General features: G+C 68.0%; 13 protein-coding genes. 8 read left to right on the top strand and 5 right to left on the bottom strand.

All coding sequences use genetic code 11. The annotated features are described in order from the left end of the window. The first annotated feature begins 3 nt into the window (after positions 1 to 3). Positions 4 to 5,628, top strand: a complete 5,625-nt coding sequence (locus ACTOWY_RS22420) for a hypothetical protein (RefSeq protein ID WP_441311619.1) — start codon at positions 4 to 6, stop codon at positions 5,626 to 5,628. Further along, positions 5,606 to 6,307, top strand: coding sequence for a hypothetical protein (locus ACTOWY_RS22415; RefSeq protein WP_441311618.1), 702 nt, complete (start codon positions 5,606 to 5,608; stop codon positions 6,305 to 6,307). Before ACTOWY_RS22420 ends, ACTOWY_RS22415 begins: the two co-directional genes overlap by 23 nt. Positions 6,308 to 7,075: 768 nt before the next feature. On the opposite strand, the gene ACTOWY_RS22410 is transcribed toward ACTOWY_RS22415, so the two are convergent. Continuing rightward, positions 7,076 to 8,725, bottom strand: a complete 1,650-nt coding sequence (locus tag ACTOWY_RS22410) for a hypothetical protein (protein ID WP_441311617.1) — start codon at positions 8,723 to 8,725, stop codon at positions 7,076 to 7,078. A gap of 266 nt (positions 8,726 to 8,991) precedes the next feature. Between ACTOWY_RS22410 and ACTOWY_RS22405 the strand changes: the two genes are divergently transcribed. The 4 genes from ACTOWY_RS22405 (at position 8,992) to ACTOWY_RS22390 (ending at position 12,534) form a co-directional block, all read left to right on the top strand. Further along, positions 8,992 to 9,618, top strand: coding sequence for a hypothetical protein (locus ACTOWY_RS22405; RefSeq protein WP_441311616.1), 627 nt, complete (start codon positions 8,992 to 8,994; stop codon positions 9,616 to 9,618). Beyond that, the gene (locus ACTOWY_RS22400) at positions 9,615 to 11,360 is read left to right on the top strand and encodes a hypothetical protein (protein ID WP_441311615.1); all 1,746 of its coding nucleotides are present in this window, start codon (positions 9,615 to 9,617) and stop codon (positions 11,358 to 11,360) included. Before ACTOWY_RS22405 ends, ACTOWY_RS22400 begins: the two co-directional genes overlap by 4 nt. Before the next feature lie 125 nt (positions 11,361 to 11,485). Continuing rightward, on the top strand, positions 11,486 to 11,815 hold the full coding sequence (locus ACTOWY_RS22395) for a hypothetical protein (RefSeq protein WP_441311614.1): 330 nt from the start codon (positions 11,486 to 11,488) through the stop codon (positions 11,813 to 11,815). Beyond that, complete coding sequence (locus tag ACTOWY_RS22390) at positions 11,812 to 12,534, top strand: hypothetical protein (protein WP_441311613.1); 723 nt, start codon at positions 11,812 to 11,814, stop codon at positions 12,532 to 12,534. Before ACTOWY_RS22395 ends, ACTOWY_RS22390 begins: the two co-directional genes overlap by 4 nt. A gap of 67 nt (positions 12,535 to 12,601) precedes the next feature. On the opposite strand, the gene ACTOWY_RS22385 is transcribed toward ACTOWY_RS22390, so the two are convergent. The 4 genes from ACTOWY_RS22385 to ACTOWY_RS22370 all read right to left on the bottom strand — a co-directional run bounded on the left by ACTOWY_RS22385 (position 12,602) and on the right by ACTOWY_RS22370 (position 16,486). After that, positions 12,602 to 14,230, bottom strand: a complete 1,629-nt coding sequence (locus ACTOWY_RS22385; protein ID WP_441311612.1) for a DNA polymerase — start codon at positions 14,228 to 14,230, stop codon at positions 12,602 to 12,604. Between the two features lie 178 nt (positions 14,231 to 14,408). Beyond that, entirely contained in the window at positions 14,409 to 15,494 is a 1,086-nt protein-coding gene (locus ACTOWY_RS22380; protein WP_441311611.1) for a hypothetical protein, read from the bottom strand. Between the two features lie 307 nt (positions 15,495 to 15,801). Beyond that, a complete protein-coding gene (locus ACTOWY_RS22375) occupies positions 15,802 to 16,152 on the bottom strand; it encodes a hypothetical protein (protein ID WP_441311610.1) in 351 nt (116 codons plus the stop codon). 79 nt (positions 16,153 to 16,231) lie between these two features. Beyond that, a complete protein-coding gene (locus tag ACTOWY_RS22370; RefSeq protein ID WP_441311609.1) occupies positions 16,232 to 16,486 on the bottom strand; it encodes a hypothetical protein in 255 nt (84 codons plus the stop codon). An 87-nt stretch (positions 16,487 to 16,573) separates the two neighbouring features. Between ACTOWY_RS22370 and ACTOWY_RS22365 the strand changes: the two genes are divergently transcribed. Together ACTOWY_RS22365 and ACTOWY_RS22360 are read left to right on the top strand one after the other, a co-directional pair. Beyond that, positions 16,574 to 16,873 carry a hypothetical protein gene (locus ACTOWY_RS22365; protein ID WP_441311608.1) on the top strand — a complete coding sequence of 100 codons (300 nt, stop codon included), beginning with the start codon at positions 16,574 to 16,576 and terminating at the stop codon, positions 16,871 to 16,873. A gap of 44 nt (positions 16,874 to 16,917) precedes the next feature. Then, complete coding sequence (locus tag ACTOWY_RS22360; protein WP_441311607.1) at positions 16,918 to 17,553, top strand: hypothetical protein; 636 nt, start codon at positions 16,918 to 16,920, stop codon at positions 17,551 to 17,553. The last annotated feature ends 18 nt before the right edge of the window (positions 17,554 to 17,571 follow it).

The raw sequence follows: 17,571 nt of genomic DNA, 5'->3' as shown, positions 1-17,571 counted from the left end.
TCGGTGAACGGCGCACACAACCGAGAGGCGCAGGCGCGTTCCGTCCGCGCCGGTGCCGCTGGCCTGACGCCGGATCGAGGCCAGGACACGGCCCTGCGCCTGTTCAACCTCGTTCGCCAACAAGCACTCCCCGGAGCTGACCGCGAAGGAATCACCGCGTCCACCGTGCTTGCCGAACTGGGCGTCGGTGACCCGAGCGCTCTCTACCCCGCACCCACCAGGCTCGCCGCGCTGCACGACCCGCTGCCCGCACCAGGAGCCCGTGTCGTCGCCGAGACTGCATTGAGCAACCTAGGCCGCATCGTCGTCGCACACGGCGCGGCCGGGGTCGGCAAGACGACGGCGCTGCGACAGCTCGACGCCCACCTTCCCTCCGGCTCGGTGACGCTGCTGTACGACTGTTACGGCGGTGGCGACTACCTCAGCTCGGGGATGGAAAGGCACACCCCACGCCGATTCGTGGTGCAGGTGGTCAACGCCTTGGCACAGCAGTGCGGAACCTCGTTGCTGCTTCACCCGCCCGCACACGAGGAGGATCTGTGGCGGCGGCTCTCCACCACCCTGGCCGAGGCGGTGGCGGCCCTTGACCCGGCTGCGGTCCTGGTCTTGGCCGTCGACGCCGCCGACAACAGCGCCGTAGCGGCCCACGAGCGGCACAGCACCAGTTTCCTTCCCGGCCTGCTGGGCCTATGCCTGCCGCCCCGGGTGGCCGTGGTCCTGTCTGCTCGGTGCCACCGCGTGGAGATGCTGGGCGCAGTGGACGCACCCGAGGTGGCGGTCACCCCATTCGACGCGGAGACCTCTGCTGCCCACCTCCGCCGCCACCGGCCGGAGGTTTCCGAGGCCGAGGCAGTGACGTTCCACCAGGAAACTGACGGAAATCCTCGTACCCAGTTCTACGCACTGGAGCAGGCGCAGTCGAACGGGTGGGATACGGCTAGGCTGCTCGCCGCTTGCGAACGCACCCCGGAGCCCCTGTTCGCCGACGTCGTGGCCTCCGCTCTCAAGGGCAGTGGCGCCGATGCCGATGGGCGGCGCTGGTTGGCTGCACTGCTTGCCCTGTCTAGGCCGGTCGATACGCAGGCGCTCGCTCAAGCCCTTGGAGTGGCTCCTGCCGCCGTGTCTGCGTTCGCCGGCGGGCTCACTCCCGGGGTAAGGGTCGTCAACGGTGCCATCCAGTTCCGCGACGAGGACTTCGAGACCTATGTACGTGACAAGGTGCCCGCTGCGGACATCGTGACCGCACACAGCAGGCTCTCAGACCTGTTCCTGGACATCCGCGCCGCGGATCCTGATGCTGCCGCCCACGTTGCCGACCACCTGTTCAGTGCGAACCGCCACGACGAACTGCTGCAGTTGTTCCTGGCTGAGACGTCGCCGAGTGGCATCCTGGACGGCCTGCGTCGCGAGGAGGTCCAGGACCGCCGCTTGGACCTGGCGCTGCTTGCGGTTGCAGCTGTCGACGGCCGAGCTGCCGCGGTCCAGGTTGCGGCTCGGGCGTGCGACATCGCATCCCGAACGCACACCCTGTCCCGGCTGGTCGAGACCCAGCTGGACCTCGTCGCCCAATACGCCGACATCGACCTGCTCCGCACCCACGCGCTCAAGCAGAGCCACCTCTCGTGGCTGGGCCCCGTTCATATGCGCCTCGCCGCGGCCCTGTCCAGAAACCCGGACCGGCACTCCGCTGCCCGCGACGAACTCGATCACGCCGACGCCTGGGTTCGGCGGTGGTCGACCCGGGGGGACGACGACCACTGGGACCTCGAAGCCGATGATGTTGCTGCCGTCGCCGAGGCGTACTTCCGGCTCGACGGCCCCGACGCCACGCTGACCTGGGTACGCCGCTGGCGTCCGATGTCCTTCGCGCTCGATGTCGCAGCACATCTCGCAGCCCGCGTCACCGGTGACCTTGGCCCGGACACCGCGCAGTCGGCACTTCGGAAAGCCCGGATTCCCACCCGCGCTCAAGCACCCTTCCTGGCGTACTCGGCATCGCCATCTGCGGAACCGGCCAAGGATTGGGTCGACGCTGTAGTCTCGACGCTCCTCGCCACCCCTCTTGGCGAACGGCGGTCGTGGCAGCCGCGCATGCTGGATGTGGCCGTCCGATACGGCGATCGACAGCTGGCGCAGAGGCTCGCGAACCACTGGAGCGGCTCCCTGTCCGAGTCCCTATGGGAGTTCAACTCCTCAGCTGCGGACAACGTCAGCGCTCTGCGATGTCACGCCGTCGCAGCCACCCTGGCCAACCACGCTCTCGACGTCGACGCGCTGGCTCCCCACTCGCTGCGTACTTCCGACGGCGACAACGGTCCCACTGATCACTCGCTGGCGCACCGCCGCAACGAATGGCTCGGCAGGATCCGGCCGCTCGCCGACATGACGGTTCTGGCCACACGAGCTGCCTTGGGCGATCCCGTTTCGGACGATGTGTTCGCACATGTGCGGGACGGACTTGCTACAAGAAACGCCACCGCCGCGCATCGATGGTTCAAGTACGACCGGTCATTCCGCGCGTGGGCCGCACTCGCCGCCGAGGCTGTGGCAGACGCCGGCTCTCCGGATCACCTGCTCGACAGTCTTGCCGACGCCGCATCGGATCTGCTCCGTGACGGCGCGCCTGGGTTGTGGCTCGACCTCGCTGAGATGCTGGTGGCACGACCGGGGCACGCCGCCCGAGCCATTGACTTGTGCGTGCGTGCTTCGGAGGCCGAACGAAGCGGTGACCGGTCTGCCCCCGATCGGCTGGATTTGCTGATCCGCGCGACCGCCATCGCCGGGACAGCGGCGCCAGAGATCGGCTACCACCTGTTCGCACACGCTGTCGATGTTGCGACGGGCATCAACGATGACGCCGCCCAGTTGCTCTCCGTCCACACCGGACTCGCCCGGCAGGCAGAGCTGCCCGCTGAAGACAAGCCACGAACGGCTGTTCGGCTACTCCGTGCGGCCGAGGAAGTCGCCCGCCACGTCACCCACCCAGACGTAGTGCCCTACAAGGAGATCGCCAGGGCAGCAACCCACCTCGACCCCGACATCGGGTTCGCCGGAGTGTGCCGTTGGGATGACCAGGACCAGGTGAGGCTGTCGCGCACCGCACCTGCCGCGTTGCTCGGCGCGGTGGACGGCGCCGAGCTCACGACCACCGAGGCCCTCAGTCTTGACCACTTCGTGGAGGACAACGACGCCCGCCTGAGCTTCCGCCTTGCGATGGTGGACCGCCTGTCCACCGGTGCGGCAGGAACCGCAGTGCGTCGGAAAGCGTTGAGGGAGACCGCCCAGTGGCTCCGTCTGCACGTTCCCGCACGCGACCAACCTGGCCTCGCGGCCAGACTGCTCGACGAAGCCGGACCGTATCTCGACGTCACCACTAGGGACGAGATGGTCCGAGTGCAAGCTCTCGAACGGCACACTGAGCAGTCCTACAGCCTCCGGTGGTTGAGCAAGGACCACCCACCGGAGGTCCAAGAATTGCTCGACGCCCCGGAGAAGCGAGACTGGACCTCGCTGCACGACGATGTCGCGAGCCTCGCGAAAGCCTACGTGCGCGGCGATCAACTGCGTGCTTTCGTGTCAGCAGTGCTGTTCAAGACCCCGCCCATGCAGCGTTCACAGTCGCTCGGCGTACTTGCCACGTTGCCTGGCTCCTCTGGCGCTGAGGTCGTGCTTCCTGTGCTTGCTGAGCTCGCCAGTACGTGGGTGACCTGGCCGGGCATCCCCGAGCAGGTAGGGGCTCTCCTGCCCCAAGTTGTCGCCCAGCACTTGGCACACTTGGTGATGTACGGGAACAGCGCGGCGACAGTGGTCGAGCAGCTCAGAGTTCTCGTCGACGACGATGCGATCCGCCGAGCGGTCCTCGCGGCGCTGCCTGTTGCCAAGCCGCAGCTGGCTGCGCACAGCTGGAAGAACGTGGCCGGAATCCTCGGCACGCTGTGCGGACCCACAGATGCCGCGCACGCCCTCGTCCAGCTGCTCGATGATCGAATCCCGGATGCCGTTGTCCCCGAACGGAACAGCTCCGGCGCGGAGCCGCTGGTCATGCTTCTGTGGAGCGCGTTCGGGCATCCGCGGCGCAGTGTCCGTTGGCGTGCCGCGCACGCCGTGCGCGACCTGCTGACCACCGCCGACCGCCCACGAGCGGTGAACCTGGTGAAGCAACTGATCGGCTGCCTGGAGCTGGCCGAAGTCGGGCACTACCGTGACTCCGACCTGCACTTCTACCGGTTGTCCGCAATGGCTACTTTGCTGAGCACACTGGGACGAGTCGCCGACAAGCCCGACCTGTTCGCGCCTCACCTGGAGACCTTGACGCGAATCGCCACCAGCCGCGAACTACCACACGCCCAGATCCGTCAGCTCGCCCGAGAGGTGGCTCTGGGAGCGGCTAAGCACCTCGGCGCTGATACTGACAAACTCGAACACGCGAACCAGCCACTGGCACACGACAACAGTCAAAGGCGCAGCCTTCACGGGAACGACCGGTTGGTATCCGACAACCTGCGGTACCGCTTCGACCAGACGGACACCATCCCCTACTGGTACGCGCCACTCGCCCAACTATTCGATGTCCCCGTGGACACAGTGGCCAAGCATGCCGAGCACTGGATCGTCGACCGATGGCAACTGGGCGAGCACGACTGGATGGTCGACCCCCGGGAACTTCGTGGAGAGCACTCCGCCGGGAACATGATGCACCGCCACGGCTCCATCCCCCAGGCCGAGAGCCTCCGCCTGTACCTGGAATACCATGGGATGATGCTAGCCGCGGGCGAACTCGTCGATGCCGGCCAGCGAGTACTGATGGACTACGGCAGCGACGAAGACGACCCCTGGGGCGAGTGGTTGGCTGAAGCGCTGCCCTTGTCCCCGGGCACGTGGCTCAGTGAACTTCGCAGCCCGGTTCCCATCGAAGCCGATCTGTTCGGCCACACCACACCGCTCGAAGAATGGCTCGACCCTGCACATGAGGATTACGACCGTGCTCTCGAACTCGTTGACGGCCAGCTCCCGGAGAAGGTCGTCGTGTCCGGCTACACCAGCCTCCACTGGGACGACGGCTACGAAACCCGACGGGCATCCTCCGCGCTGGTCACGCCAGACCACGCAGCAGATCTACAACGCGCACTCTGTGCCGCGTCCAACTCCATGGACTTCAAGCTGCCGCACGAGGGCGAAACGAACTTCGAGATCAACCACGGTCGGTTCGGCCTCCGCGGCTGGCTCAGCGATTCCGAACACACACTCACGACCCTGGACGAGCACGATGACTACGCGCACGACCTGCGCAGAGGCCGGGAACTTCCTGGCCTCCACTTCCGCCAGAGCGCCACGGTCTCGCCCGACCCCAGTGGTTTCCGCCTGCACAACGCCAACCAAGACGTCATTGCCGCTGCCGAGCAGTGGGCGGACCCAAGCACTGACGCCGAGCGTCATGTCACCTCCTCCGGCTTCCGCACCCGCGTCGGCCGCACCGAGCTTCTGCGCTACCTGCGCGACACCGACACAAACCTGATCGTGGAGGTCCAGATTGGCCGACAGCGACGCAGCGGAAGCAGCAACGACTACCGGCAGCCGCAAAGCCGCATCTACCTCATTGAGCCCAGTGGCCGAGTCACCGCACGCTGACCCGGTCACCCGCCTCGGCGAGCGCATCCTCGCCGAACTCGGCGACGACCGGACCACTAACACGCTTACCCGCTGGCTGACCCACCACGTCGCCAGCCTCATGGAGGCAGCCGATCGCGCCCGCGAAGATAGCGCACCAGATGCCGACGTCCGCGCCGCAGCAGCCCGCGAGGCCATCCTCGACCTGTGGAAGCACCGGGCGGGCTGGCCGAACGGCTGGCCGCCACCCGGTGCCGCAGCGATCGTCCGCCTCCTCAACGACCTCCCCGACATGACAGCCCGAACCTGGGGAGGGGCGACCGTCGTACAGCAGTTGCACGACCTCCACCATCACGTCTTGGGCGTCATCGCCGACCTGGTTGCCGTCTCCGGCACCGAGGTCGACCGAGGATGGCTGGACGCGTTTGGTGAGCAATTGACCGCGGACGAGACGTTGCTGTTGACCCGAGCGGCCAGCGCAGGCCACCGCATCGACGACTTGAAGTTGATGCGATCGTTGGCACGGGGCTATGGGTCCGACTCAGATGACGATGAGAACGACGCTGAGGCGTCAGGGAAGTCCGAAGGACAGACTCCTCAGCCCCATCCCCTCGTGTGGCTTGCCGACACCTACAGGGAAACCCTGCTGGAGCTGGTCGCCCGTCTGACCAAGTCGACCACAGGCAGCGCACCGGGTTGAGGTACTACTTAATTGTCGGAAGCTGACTCGCGAGCGGCCCATAGCGAGATCCATCAATGAACGTACCTCGACAGGCCCACCGCTGCTGATTCGGGGAGCACTACGGGGAGCGGAAAAGGGTATTGAATGGCCCTGAACTGCGTTCAGTGACTCTGGCTGGAATCGTGCTTGCCTACGGAAATCACATTTCCGTAGTTTAGGGCACAGTCTGTTCCTTGACATTCGCGGCAAGTCAGGACACCCAGTTACATGAAGTGCGACCTTGCCTCTGTCATTGAGGAACAAGAGCGCATTTGGGGGCAGCTTGTAGGTCTGGCTTACAGCCCCAAGGAGCATGTCTACCCAATTGTGCAATTCCGCCGGTGCGGTCCTGTTTGTAGTGGAGTAGTTGGCGGCGACCAGGTCGTCGAGTTCGGCTTGCATGCGGCCGGTCCGGAATTCCTGGACGAGTTCGGCGGGTAGCGGTGTTCGTTCCTGGCCCTGGAGAGGTTTGATCGCGCGGTAGAGCCGGTCTTCCAGCGGGTCGATTTTGCTGGGGGTCAGGTTCAGTGCGGTGGTGATCTTGTGGGTGAGGATGGTGGCGAGAGTTTGCGTGATGTCGTCGGGATCCACCGGACATCCACCCCCCGGACTCGGCGCAACTCGCCTGACGAGGGTAGCGGGCAAGAGGGTGGGGCGCCGCCCGTCACCCAGACCTCGACGGGGGAGGTCGTGGGAAACAGGCGGCGTCCATGGCGAGCTGTCCTTGAGCGACACAACAGAGGATGGTCAGGGTTTGACGGGGTCCGGCTGCCAGGCCGCGACCGCGGAGTCGACCGGCACCCACACCTCCCGCGCCACCACCAGTGTGCCGTCGACCTGTTCTGATGCGGGTGGGGCGATCACGTAGCTGGGCAGTGACCACAACCGGGTCACGTGCTCATCCGCCTGGTCCACCGGCACCTCCTCGACCAGTTCGGCTGCTGGCAGTTCGCGGGCGGGTGTGGGGTCGCCGGGGAACTCGAACTTGCCGCCGACGAAGCGCAACGTCAGTTGCCGGGTGGCCACCGAGCGGCCGGAGATCCGCAGGATCGCCTGTTCGGGCGGGTGGATGCGGCCTTCGTGGTCGCGGGCGAGCATGCAGAACACGCTCGCGGTTTCAAACGTCGAGCGAGCCCCGTTGACCTCGGTCGGGGCCGGGGGTTCCAGTGGTGGCCGGTGGGTGTGGCCGGTGCGCGGGTCGGTGGTGATTCGGGGTGTGGGTTCGCGGCGGGCGTTGACCTGCTCGCACACCATGACGTTGCTGGACAGGCCGGCCAGGGTGGTGAATTGGCGGCCGCCCAGGCCGAACCAGCCGGGGTCGAAGACCCGGAGGCTGGTGTCGGCGCCGCGGATGAACTCCTCGCAGACGGTGAAGTCGTTGCCGGAGGCCAGCATCGAGGTCAGGTAGTCCACGAAACAGGCCGCCAGCCAGCAGTCGGCGATGGGCAGGCCGTGGTGTTCGGACCAGCGGAGGTTGGCCACGGCGAAGCGGCGGATCTCGGCCTTGAACGCGGCCAGCCGCTTGGCCGGGTCACTGCCGGCGCGGGCGAAGAACTCCTTGCCGAACAACAGGAACCGCGGCCGCCCCAGCGGGGTCGGGGTGAAGACCTGCTCGGGGTCGGGCAGGTACTGCTGGAGTCGTCCGAGGAGTTCGGCTCGGGTCATCTCGGTGCAGAAGAACACCACCTGGGACTCCGGTGCCACCAGCGCGGCCGCCAGGACGAGGCGGGTTGCCCACCAGCAGGCCAGGGCGGTTTTGCCGACCTTGGTCCGTGCGCCCAGCAACACCAGCTCGCCCAGCCAATCGCTGCGTTGGTGCAGCAGGATGTCCAGCTCGGGGTGGACGGGGAAGCCGCGGCCGGTGCCGTGGACTTCCATTTCCTGTCGCAGGATCTCGGCGGCGTGTTCGGCGTAGGGGTCGGCGGCGACCCACTGGTCGTCGTCGGTGCGCACCACATCGAGCAGCTCGTGCACGGCTTCCCCGGCGCGGTCGTTGTCGCCGGAGCGGTAGTGGTGGGCGATCGTACGGATCAGCGCGTCGAAGCGGCGGTGCCGGGCGCGGCGGCTGACCAGCGCGGCCAGGACTTCCACCTCGTCGGGGCAGGCCGGCAGTTGCGGGTGGCGTTGTTCGGCCTCGCTGTCCCAGGCCGTCAGGGCCCGGTCGAGGTGTGGGTGCAGGCCGAGGTCGAGGTTGTAGCGGATGCCGACCGTGGCCAGGTGCGGGTGGGTCGACCGGATCTCGCGGAGGCGGTCGAAGGCCCGCCCGAGGCCGGGGTCGGCGAACTCCTCACTCCCGGAGACCACGAGCCCGGTCCGGCCATCCGCCAGCGAGGGATCTCGGACCAGGCAGGCGGTCAGCAGTAGTTCCTCGCGGTCACTGGCCGGGTCGGCGTCCATTTACTGTCTCCGTCTCGTGTGGACGGCCGGGACCGCGAAGCGGCCCATCTCGGCCGCGTCTCTGCTGTGTGGAGTTGCCAAAGGACAGTCCTGGGACCCGTGCGGGTCCACGTCGTGGCAGGTAACGCGCCGCGTGTTACCTGCCACGAGGTCCGACTGGTGGATGGCTGGGCGCTACCGCGCGCGGTCCGCCCCGGCCGGGTGGACTGCCGTGCGCCGCCTCGGGCGCCACCGACACGTGATCTGCGGAAAAGGGAAGGAGCGCCATGAGTCACAAGAACGTGCCCTCGTGGTCGCAACCCGGGGTGATCATCGGCGTGGGCAGCAAGCCGGAGGGCCGTGGTCACGGCAACTACTGGCTCAACAAGATCGGGCCACGGCACTGGCAGTGGATCGGGGTCAACCCGCGCCACGGCACCTACCACCACGGGGCCGCGTGGGCGGTCGCGGTCGGCAGCCTGCCGCCGCAGGCCGAACTCGACAGCACACGGCACGCGCTGTTCCTGCTGTGGGGCCGGCCCGAGCTGCGCGCGGGCGAACCGGTGGCTGCTGGCGACATCGACGAAGTCGAGGCCGTACTGGCCAAGCTCGCCCGGCAGGAGTCGGCGGTCCTGGATCCGGCCCGGCCCGAGATGGTGCCGGTGCTGGATGTGCTCTTCCGCGCCCAGTACGGCGGTGTGCACTCCTGGGTCTCGGCCCGGCACGGCGACCTCCTCGCCCTGCACCAGGTGGACGATTCTGGCCTGGCGCGGATCCGCACCCGGCTCGCCGAAGCGCACCTGCTGTGCGAGTGGGCGAGCGAGGACGGACTCAGATGGGCCCAGCCCGCCACTCGCATCGACGAGACCACCGCGGGCCTGGAGACCGCGGCCGTCGAGGGGAAACAGCCATGAGCGCGCCGACCGTCGGGTCCACTGTGGACAGGGCGGGGCTGGTGCGGTGTGTGGAGCGGGATCTGCGCGAGCTGGCCGAGCTGGACACCGTGGTGCACTCCGTCGGCAACCTGGTCCGCCAGTCCCAGGAGGAACCACCACGGGCGCGCAGCGCGATCAGGACGCTATGGGAGACCGCGACCGCGGCGCGCAAACGGGCGGCGCCCAACCGCCTACTGCTCACCAGGGTGCGTTCGGTGTTGAAGGACAGCCATTGCACGGTCTCAGCGGCGGCCACCGCCGCTGTCGTCCACGGCATCCTGCACGGCTCCATCCGGCCATCCGCGCTCACCCCCGCCAGCATCACCGCGCCACCGTTGCGGATTCCGCCCTCGGTCGGCGTGCGCCACGGTGCACTCGCCGACCTGCTGAGCACCACCGGCAACCTCGCGGACTCGGTGTGGAACCACGCCCACCGCAGCCGGGTCGACTTCGACGAGGACCTGCGCCGGCTGCGGACCTGGCTGGCGCAGGTGCCGGACCTCCGGGCCCCGGATCGCCTGGTGCCCGTGCTGGGCGAGGTGTCGGGGGAGTTCCAGGTGCATCGCCACCCACGACCGGTCCACCCGCGTGGGTCGGAGTTGGACACCCCGTCGATCAGCTACGAGGTGCTCTCCGCAGGGCAGCTTGATCTGCTGCACACCGCGATCCGGCAAGGTCTCCCGGTCAAGGTGGCCAGCATGATGGCCGGCACCAACGTGGAGCCGTTGTCGGCCGGTGCGGCCGTGGCGGCGGTGATGCGCTGCGGGGCCTGGCTGCGCAGGACCATCGACGAGAACAGTCTGCCGGTCGCGCGTTCCTCCTCCACCTCGCGGAGGATCTCGCCCAGCTGGCTGATCTCTGTGCCGGTCAAACGACACCGGGTGGTCCGGGCGTTCGCACGGCACTACACGCCCGAACTCGGCCGGTGGTATCAGATCCTGCGCGGGGACATCCCGGACCTGCGGGGACTCATGCCGATGCGCCAGGCGCATCATCTGGCGCTGGCCGCGCACGTGGCCGGTGGCGGGCGGCTCTCCGACTTCGCCGAGCACCAGGCCCGGCGGTACCGGGATGTCGTGCAGGCGTGGGACCGGATGACCGCCTTCACCACCGAACTCAGGACGGCCCGCCAAGCGGTGTTGGATGCCGTCGGTGATTGGCCGGCGGAGTACACCGAGGAGGGGAAACGGTCGCTGGCCGAGCTGGTGCAGACGGTGCGTACCGGGCTCGCCGAACTCGGTCGCCCGGCTGACCAGGAGATCGGTGCGGCCTACGGGCGGCTGATCAACTCCGGCTGTGTGGAAGAGGCGTTCGGGGCGTTGACCTCGGTGCTGACCGGACTCCGGAATGCGTTGTGGCGGACTACGGTGCCCGAGCCGACAGAGTGGGGTAGTGCGGAGTTCGCGTTGTTCCAACAGCGATATCCCGACACCGCTCCGCCGAACTTCGGCACATCGAGCCCGCGCGCACACGCGGTGGAGGTGATCCGCGCCGAGGTGCGGCGGTTGCTCGCGGCACGGTTGCCCGCGGTCCCGGCGACCGAGCTGGCCTTGCTCACCGAGCTGCACCGGGAGCTGAGTGCCGCTGTCCGCGAACAGCGCAGCCCTGGGCTGGCGTCGTATTGGCGGTTGTGGCTCACCCCCGGAGCGCCCGACGAGCACGTCTGGCGGGCGTTCCTGGAATGGCCGGACCTGATCACCCTGGCCACCACGGGCAAATAGTCCATCTGGGAGGGCACCGGTGATCCCGGTGTCCTCCCCTTCCCGCCTACACGACCACGGGCGTCGTCGCGCGTTACCTACGCGGGTGGCAAGCACCACCGCACCCAGCGAAAGGACCATCCGCGATGGCCACCCCCGTACCCTCCCGCGGCAAGCTCGATCCCGACTCACCGTTTGAACTCCACCTCCAGTTCCGGGTGCCGCTGTGGCGCCTGGATTCCGGGACCCGGCGAATTCAGGCCGCGTTGACCCAGCTGGGACTGACCAGCCCGCCGGTGGAGGTCGTTTTCGCCGACGACGTGCTGGTCACCGTCTCAATCTCCGCGGGCACCCTTGGGGACGCGATCCACGGCAGGGAGACCACGGTAGCCGGAATCCGCCATGCCCGTCGGCTCGCCGAGCTGTTGTGGGACTTGGACCCGGTACTGGTCAACTCACCCCAGGAGCGAACATGAACGCCGACACCGGCGACACCTGGTGGGTCGACGTGCCACTTAATCCCGCCGGACACCGCGACCTGACTGGGATTCCGCCCACTCGGCTGACCAGGTTGTTGGATCAGGCGATGGGATTGGCTCGGCATGCCATCCGCGCCCAGCAGGGACCACTGCGCGACCTGCTCGGCGGCATCGACGACCTCACCCAGCAACTACGGCTGTGGATCCTGGCTGCCGCCCGGACCTACGATCCCGACCGCGGACCGTGGACAGCGCATGTGACGCAACGGGTTCGGCAGCAGGCCGCCGACTACTGGCGGGCCACCGTCGGCTACACCGCCCTGCAGAAGGTCCGCGCCTTCCGATTCACGGACGGCAAGTCCCTCAGCGGCAAGGATCGACTCCAAGTCGCGCATGCCCTGTCCCTGCTCCCGGGTGGACAGTCCACTCTGGACGAATCAGACGATACCGTGGACACAGGTGAGAACTTTGAACACACCGTCGACAACCGTTCCGTCGCGACTTCGATCCTCCTTGCCTTGCTCCGTGCTCCCGAGACGGACGATCCGATTGCGGCACAGCGATTGTGCCGAGGTTTTGTGATGCACGTGCTGCGCCAAGTGTTTGGGGTGGCGCAGCGGCGAATCGCGGCCTGCGGAATCCACCACCGCACCGCGGCGGCGGTGGAGAACGAGCTACGCGCGCGGGTCCGAGAACTCCTCGACCCTGCCGGTTGAACTGCGAGCGAGGGAGTGGGGCAGGACGAGTTCAGCTTGTCCTGCCCCACAGATTCTCGTTGGCAAGTCAGGGTTTTGACCTTGCCCAGTCCATTCCTGAGTGGACGGACACGGGCAGCAGACCTGCATCCTGCCCCACCACTTTTGCCAGGCCCACCAGCACTGCGTGGCGCAGCAGGGGCTCGATCTCCCCGACAGCGTCCTCGGCGACCTCCACCACGAACTCGTCGTGCAGGAACGCGACCACACCGGCGTCCTCTCCCCGGAGGAGTGTTCGCAGTGCGGCCAGGGCAGCACAGCAGACCTCCGCCGCGGTGCCCTGCACCGGAAACGCGCGACCTCGGCGCCCGAACCGGGCGACCAGGGAACGCTGTTCCGTGGTTCGCCGAGTGGCGGTGGTCTCGATCGCGGACCAGGTCGGCTGATCAGGGCGCGGCAGGGTTCGGGCCAGCTCGGTGCGGACGGCGCCGCCATGCCGGGCGCGTTCCTCGGCCTCAGCCAGTAGTTCCATCGCCGCAGGGCAACTCCGCGTGAGTAGCTCCATGGCCGGACGCGCGACCCCGGATCGCCTGCCGTAGAGCGCGGCCAGCAGGGTGGTCTTGGCCACCGCCCGGTCCATGCCGAGCCTGCGACCCAACGCCTCGTACGGATCCTCGTGCTCGGCGAGGTTCAGCAGCGCCCGGTCTCCCGCCAGGTAGGCCAGGATCCCGGGCTCCAACTGGGAAATGTCCGCCACCAGCAACCGGCGTCCCGGTCGCGCTCGTACACAACTGCGCAGCGAATGTGGCAGCTGGAGACCGCCGCCATCGGCGGTCCAGCGTCCGGTTGAGGTCCCGGCTGGGTGGAACACCGGGAACCATCGATCCGCCTCCGTCCATCGCTTGGCCCAGTCGTAACCGAACTGGTTGGCCAGGGTGTCCAGGTGCCGCCACCTGGTCAGCAGCGGCACCGCTGGATGCGCCAGGTGCTCGATATCGCAGGTCCGCGATCCGTGGACCTCGATGCCTTCGCCGTCGAAGGCATCCGGCAGTTCGGTGCGCCACCGAAAGCGCGCGCCGCCGAAGCACTCGGCCACCTGTTCGTCCAGCTCGCTCAACCGCGGGTACCAGTCAGCCTGACTGGGCTGTCCCAGCAGGTCGGCCAGAACCTCGCGGTGCCGTTCGGCATCCCACGGGAGCCCGGCGGCGTTCAGCTCCGCGGCGGCCAGTGCGCTCGCCGAGTCCACGTCGATCAGCCGATCCAGCGCGCTACCGTGTGCGGTGGCGCCGATGTCGGCCTGGATCTGTTGGTACCGCTCGGAGAGCCCTGCACGGTCGCTCGGCGGGGTCGACTCGACGCGGTGGTAACCGTCCACGGCCCGCTGGGCCAAGGTGAGGCAGTATCCGAGCCGCAGGTGCACGCCTGCCTTGGCGAGGGCTGTGGCCGTGGTGCTCAGGTCCGCGGCGACCCACCTGATTCGCTGGGTGCGATCCATTGGTCCCAGTTGCCGGAGACCGTGCTCGTCAACCTCGGCGACGAGCACGGCCATGGTGCCGTTGAAGGGCTCGATGCGGAAATGCCAGGCACCTGGCCGACCGGAGAGTTCAAGTCCCAGCAGGTCCGCCGGGCCGGTCATCGGCGTGCCACGGCGAACGGTGTCCAGCAACTCCTCCCAGGTGAGGTGCCGAACGGGACGGGTGCTGGTGATGGACTGCATATCGGAACAAACCTCCTGAACTTCACGGACACGGCGCTGTCCCACGAGGTGGGGCCGGAAGCTCAGGTAACGCACCGCGGCGAACCCGGTCGGAACCGCGAAAGGAGGGGGCGGGTGGGGCGCGCTTGGGGGGTTGAGCGCGCCCCACCCTCTGGGGTGGCCGGTCCGTCGAAGTGACCTACTCGACGGGCTCCGGCAGGGCAACCGGCTCGGGCAGTTCGCCGGGCCGACCTTGCGACTGGAGGAGGACAAGGCAGTCGCTCAGGTCGAGGCCCGGGGGCAGCGGTAGCCGCTGGACCGTTGTGCGGAACGGTTCCAGTTGCTCGCGCCACAACCGCGCGCCGAGTTCGCCGGCGTCGTCGCCGTCGTGGCAGAGCACGACACGCCGTCCGGCGAGCAGGCGAAGCCACCAGGTGGCAATCGCCTGTGCCCCAGGCACCCCGATCGCGATCCGCCCGAGGCTGGCCAGGGCCAGCCAGTCGGTCGGACCTTCAGCCACATGGACTGGAACCGCGGGATCAGCGGAATGGAGCTGGTCAAGACCGAGCGGGACCAGGGTGATGCCGTTCAGTGAACGCCACCGCCACCGCTTGGCCACCGTCGGGTTGGTGGATCGTCCTTGCAGCCACACGACTTTCCCGTCGACACACGCCGGGAACAGCAGCCGGTGCCTCCGCAAGGTGAAAAGCCCGCGGTCATCGACCAGCCCGGCCTCAGCCACCAGGTTGTCCGGGTGGCTGCCGAGTAACCGTTGGATCCGGCCGAGCGCCAGGTTGGACACCCAGCGGACCCCGATCCCTTGCGCCACCAACGGGTTGATCGCCCGGCCTGTCAGGTAGGACGCGCCTGGTGTGTCAGGCAGGGGTTCGCAGCAGTCGAGCATGGCGGCGTACAGCTCCGCGAATGCCGCTCCGTCCCGGGGTGCGGTGGTACGGAGAACCCCGGGATCCACCGTGACCGGATGGTCCAGGCCCTGGGCCAGGATGAGCAGTTCCCGCCAGGTGGTCAGGAAATCAATCCGGCGAACCCTGGACCAGACACCGAAGACGTCCTCGTGCAACCCGCACGCGAAGCAGTGCACCGCGTCCATGTACACCGAGCAGGACGGATCAGCGTCGCGTCGGCGGTGTGCATTGTCGTTGACGCAGCGGATTCGTCCGTGCTGCAACGGGATTCCGAGCCTGGTCAGCACGAACGGCATCGGTAGCGCCCGCCGCAACGCTTCCTTCTCCCAACTTGACCAGTCGAGCACGTTGGCCAGCAACAGGTTCCGAGTGTCTGGAAAGGACAGTCCGGATGCCATGAGGTAGTTGACCTGATCGCCGCCACCGGCACACCTCGGGCAGTTCCACCGGCTGGCCCAGCCGGCCGGGAGGTGCTGCGCGCATCGCGGACAGCCCACCCGCATCGGCTGTAGGAAGCGGCCGATGTGGTTGGCCGCGGCGATGATGCTCAACCGGCCGAGCGCACGCCGTAGGTTCAGGTCGGCTGCCACCGTCGTCCACCTCCATAGTTCTGCCGGCATCTGCCTTCGCGGGCTCAGGTAACGCACTCGATTTCTTCGCAGGGCGCTACAGCGGCAGGCACTTGGCTGGCGTCTTGGCGAGGGTGATCGCCAAGGCCCACTTGCCACCGGAACCGGATAGCTCCCGGACGGTCAGGGGTTCGTTCGGGTAACGGCGGTTGACGAAGCCGCGCCGGTCGCCCCAGACGACCGTGCCGCCCTGGAGGTGGCCACTGGGCTCGGTGATGTCGAACTGCGAGCTGGCGAAGGTGGGAGCGCCGATCCCCTTCACCACGTACTCGCAGACGATCACCTGCGCCAGGTGGCGATGCAGCGGGGCGGTCGGCGCGGCCTCCGGCGGTGCTCCGGCAGCCAGGATCGACGCGGCCACCAGCGGGATGATTCTCAGCTTGCGCATGGTCCAGTCCTTCCGATGTGGACAGTCGTTACACGGACCTGGGTCCTGGTAACGCAGCCACGGAAGGGCTGGTGGAGCGTCAGAAGGCGCCGGAGTCGAAGCCGTGGGAGAAGTCGGTCAGCAGGTGCGCGCCGAAGTCGAACTCACGCTCGGTGGCCTCGAAGAGACTGGCCATGAACTCGGTGCCTCGCTGCTGATCGTCCCGCATCAGCTGTTCGCCGTGACGCCGAAAAGACTCCTCGCCGGCGCGGAAGCACTCGCGGTCGATGCCGAAGTAGCCGTCGCTGAAGGGGTGGAACTCGTTCTCCGGGTGCGGCCAGGCCACGGTGCTCAACTCCTTCCGCAACTCGCCGAGGGGTCGCTCACCAAGGTAACCCGCGGCAAGGCCGCGTGACCGGGTGAACCCGCGACCTCTCTGGGCATGAACTTCACAACTGCGTTCGCCGCGCCCGAGTACGCGCTGAGTCACTGGCTGCCGCCCGGACTCGTGCACGCGGCCCTCGGCACCTGCCGCGGTCTGCGGCCCTCGCCCACCACAGCACACCCGGCCTGGAACGGCCTGCTCGCCGCGCTGGGGCTGGCCACCGCGCGCCCCCGGAAACACCCACTGCCCCAGGTCCACCTGGTGGAAGTCCGGCTGACCACAGCCGAACACGCGTTGCTGGCCACCGTGGCCGGCCTTGTCCCTGAACTGGCCCACGTCTTGCGGGAGGAACAATGAGTCAGCAACAGTTCGTCGATGCCCTGCGGGCACGGTGGATACCGATGATGCGATCCCGAGGTTGGCACGCCGAACTCATCGACCCGGACAGCGCCGACCCGATTCTGCTCATCGACCACGACGAGCGGTTCGTGCGCGTGCCACTCAACGTCGTCGCGGGCGCCGATCTCACAGACGGGGCGGTAGACGCGACGCTGGAGCTGTGGGCCGACCTGGTCCCGGTTTCCGACCCCGAGGCCGCCGAGGCGGCGATGCCCTCGGTGGGGTGGGACTTCGCCGGCAGGCCGGGCTGGCAACTCGTCGTACGGCGCGCGCAACGCTGGATCTGCTGGGACACCGGCCCGCTGACCACCACGGCGATCGAAGGACGGTTGTGGAGCCGCGCGCTGCGCCGCGCCGCCGAACAAGACGTCCGCCTCGACGGCGACCGCCGGTGTGCTCGACTGCGGTGCACTCCCGGACCGGCCGCGGCCGCCTTCGCCTGGCCTGCCCGGCTGGAGCGAGCCGGAGCGGCCGGGCACGCGGCACTGGTGTGCGGGCCGGACGTCGTCTACCTCGGCGAAGCGTCACTGCTGCGGCGCTTGCGCAGCACCGAACTCCCGTACGGCATCCTGCTGCGGACCGCTCAACTGCACGCGATGTCCGCGCACCTCCGGGCACTGGCGCACGGCGGTAGGTGAGGCGCCACGTCCGGGGGC

It is taken from the genome of Crossiella sp. CA198, assembly GCF_052078295.1.
GTDB lineage: Bacteria > Actinomycetota > Actinomycetes > Mycobacteriales > Pseudonocardiaceae > Crossiella.
Note: the sequence above shows the minus strand (reverse complement) of the source record. Positions and strands in the feature narration are given on the sequence as shown.